General features: G+C 38.3%; 1 protein-coding gene. It reads right to left on the bottom strand.

The features are described from left to right. Positions 1–436: transposase (locus MJG50_RS22005; RefSeq protein ID WP_240257912.1), on the bottom strand; the 436-nt coding region annotated here is incomplete at both ends.

Genomic DNA, 436 nt, shown 5'->3' with positions numbered 1-436 from the left:
CATAATAGCCACTTTCAGGGTCTGTCGTACTTTCCTTAATTTCTTTCCATTCTTCCTTCTCTAATTTCTCAGGGGGAAATGGCTTTTTCCCGTGTTCTTCTCGATCTAAATTTAGTTCTAATTGAAGTTTCTCTTCATAGGCGCGAGTTTCCTTGTGAACGACTTTCTTATTATACTTGCGTTTATTAGCACTGGCCTTTACATGTGTGGAGTCTAAGAATATATGGTCAGCAGACAGTAATCCTTTTTCCATAATCTCCTTCAAAATATGATAGAAGATATCCTCGAACACATCAGTATCGTGAAAGCGACGCTCATAATTCTTACCGAAGGTAGAAAAGTGAGGGACTTCTGTGTAGAACCCAAAACCTAAAAACCACCGATATGCCATATTTGTTTCAATTTCTTTTATGGTTTGACGCATGGAACGTATACC

The organism is Fredinandcohnia quinoae (genome assembly GCF_022427965.1).
In the GTDB taxonomy this organism is placed as follows: Bacteria; Bacillota; Bacilli; order Bacillales; family Bacillaceae_L; genus Ferdinandcohnia; species Ferdinandcohnia quinoae.
The sequence above is the reverse complement of the archived record's forward strand: the minus strand, read 5'-3'. Positions and strand labels throughout refer to the sequence as shown.